The 2,754-nt window shown below is 71.2% G+C and carries 2 protein-coding genes; both read right to left on the bottom strand.

Annotated elements, in window-relative coordinates; all coding sequences use genetic code 11:
* Positions 1-173 precede the first annotated feature (173 nt).
* Positions 174-1,439 (bottom strand): amidohydrolase, encoded by a 1,266-nt coding sequence (locus ABT004_RS36265; protein WP_351346103.1) that lies wholly within the window; start codon positions 1,437-1,439, stop codon positions 174-176.
* Between the two features lie 248 nt (positions 1,440-1,687).
* Positions 1,688-2,683 carry a hypothetical protein gene (locus ABT004_RS36260; protein WP_502966985.1) on the bottom strand — a complete coding sequence of 332 codons (996 nt, stop codon included), beginning with the start codon at positions 2,681-2,683 and terminating at the stop codon, positions 1,688-1,690.
* Positions 2,684-2,754 lie beyond the last annotated feature (71 nt).

Raw genomic sequence — 2,754 nt, 5'->3', positions numbered from 1 at the left:
CCTCCTGGACGGCACAGCCGCACCGGCGTAAAAGCCGGGGCTCCGCCCCGGACCCCGCTGCTCAATCGCCGCAGGGGCTTGAATTGCCCAATTCCCGCCGATGGCTGATCTGCCGAGCGACATCAAGCCCCGCCGGCGATTGAGGCGCGGGGTCCGGGGCAGAGCCCCGGCTTTTACGCCGGTGCGGCTGTGCCGTCCAGGAGGGCTGCCGCCGTGAAGAGTTCTACGCCGACCGTGATCGACGACTCGTCCACGTCGAAGTCGCCCTGGTGGAGGTCACGGGAGCCCCGGTCACCGGGTGGCTTCACGCCCAGGCGGGCCATCGCCCCGGGAACGTGCTCCAGGTACCAGGAGAAGTCCTCACCACCGAGGCTCTGCTGCGTGTCCTCGACGGAATCCGCACCCCGCCGGGCCGTCATGGCATCCCGCAGAAGATCCGTGACCGCCGGGTCGTTGACCACCGGAGGCACCCCGCGGATGTAGTTGACCACCGGCTTCGCGCGGTACAGGTCCGCGATCTCCTGGACGGCACCGTGCACCAGGTCCGGCGCGGCGCGCCACGCGTCCAGGTCCAGACACCGCACCGTGCCGGACAACTCCGCATGCTGCGGGATCACGTTGCACGCGTGCCCCGTTTCCAGGCGCCCCCACGTCACGGCGAGCCCCGAGCGCGCGTCGACCCGGCGGGCGACGACCGCCGGAACCTCCGTGGCGACCTTCGCCGCGGCGGTCACCAGGTCCGTGGTCAGGTGCGGACGCGCCGTGTGCCCGCCGGGCCCGTCGAGCGTGACCTCCAGGCGGTCGCAGGCCGACGTGATGGGCCCCGGCCTGATCCCGATCCGCCCCGCGTCGACCTTCGGGTCGCAGTGCACGCCGATGATGCCGCGTACGCCGTCGAGCACCCCGCACTCGATCGCGTCGGGCGCGCCGCCGGGCAGCACCTCCTCCGCGGGCTGGAACAGCAGCCGTACGGGGTGCGGCAGTTGACCCTTGCGGTGCAGATCCGCGAGGACGAGCCCGGCGCCCAGCACGACCGTGGTGTGCACGTCGTGACCGCACGCGTGCGCCCGGTCCGGCACCGTCGACCGGTACGCGCAGTCCGTCTTGGTGTCCGGGATCGGCAGCGCGTCGATGTCGGCCCGCAGCGCCAGCATGCCGCGCCCGCCGCGCCACTCTCCGCCCTCGGTGCCGATGTCACAGATGAGGCCGGTCCCCATGCCGAGAAGGCGCGGCGCGAGCCCCGCCTTCTCCAGGCGGGACTTGAGCGCCGCGGTGGTACGGAACTCCTGATTGCCCAGCTCGGGGTGCATGTGCATATCGCGCCGGAAGGCGACGAGTTCGGCGCGGAGCGCCTCGGGCAGCGCACCTGGAAGTGCGGTGCCCGGCACGGATTCCCCGGGTTTCTCGGCCTCTGACTCACGGGACTTCGACTGGTTCACCCTCTGAAGGGTAGGGCGATGCAGGGGCCAACTAACGTCCGATCAACAAAAGTTCAGCCGGATTGGCGTAAGAAAATGGGTCGCGATGCGCATGTGGATCGCACAGGAGGGGTATCAAGTCTCTTTTCGAGCGGCGCCTCAGCCGGCGACGACGACCTCACCCCTTCAAGCCCCTGCGGCGTTTGAGCAGGTCCTTCAAGCCCCGCACTTGTGACGAGGGCCCGCGGAGCCCCGGGGGTTCGGCGGGCTTAATACGCCCGCACCGCCCCCCGCGCCGACCCCGAGATCCCCGCCAAGAACCCCTGCGCATGGTCGGAGACCCCGTGGCTGAGCCACGCCGGATCGATCTCGCAGATCGCAACCTTCACCCCCGTCCCCGCGAGAGCGATCGGCAGCGTGTGCACCACCGTCGACGGAAAACTGAGGATCGTCCGGCCTATGGGCCCGCGCCGGGCGATCAGTTCCAGGGGGAGGTCGGGGCGGACGATCTCCAGGCCGGTCTCCGCGGCGAGGCGGTGGAGCTTGTCGGCGCTCTCGCGGCGGTGCGCGAAGTAGCGGGTGGCGCCGTGCGCGCGGGCCAGTTCGCGCACCGCGCCGACGTACTGCTCCAGGTCGACGACTCCCGTCTCCACCAGGGACGTTCCGACCATGTCGGCGCCGCGCGTGATCCGGGGCGGCCCGAACCGGGCGCGGGTCCAGGCGTAGTCGTTGGAGGACACCGTGACGCCCTCGGGGACCTCGGCCACCGGCATCGACGTGAACACGGACACGGAGTCGCGGCGCGCGTGCCCGGTGAGCCTGCGGCGCGCGACGGCCGCGACGGGGCCGAAGACGAGGTCGCGCGGGCCCGCCCTGCCACCGCGCCGGTGCCAGCGCACGAGCCGTTCGCCGCGCACCAGTTGGGCGACGAACTCCATGGTGGCGGTGCCGTCGTCGACGACGACGAGCTCGCGGGCGTGAGTGATCGTGAGCAGCAGCTGTACGTAGCGGGAGAACGGGTCGCCGAGGACGATCCGGTCGGCCCTGCGCAGCGAGGGGGCGAGCCCGCCGATCGTCTGGAAGGGCGCGGCCGCGCCACCGCGGGCCTCCTCCCAGCGCACGGTGTGCCCTTCGGTGCGGGCGAGCGCCGCCATGCGGCGCAGCTGGCCGCGGGTCATCGGGTCGGTGGGCGAGAGCACCACGACGGTCGCGGTGACCTCCTGGTGGTGCGCCCACTCCATGTGTGGTGCACCGGGCCCGGCTATGGCTGGTCAATCCGACCAGAGGTAATCGAGAAAGGTAAGCCATGCGCATTCGCGTTGTTGACTCACACAAC

Origin of the sequence: Streptomyces sp. NPDC002790 (assembly GCF_040295505.1) — a bacterium.
In the GTDB taxonomy this organism is placed as follows: Bacteria; Actinomycetota; Actinomycetes; order Streptomycetales; family Streptomycetaceae; genus Streptomyces.
This window is presented reverse-complemented; position numbering and strand designations above follow the sequence as displayed.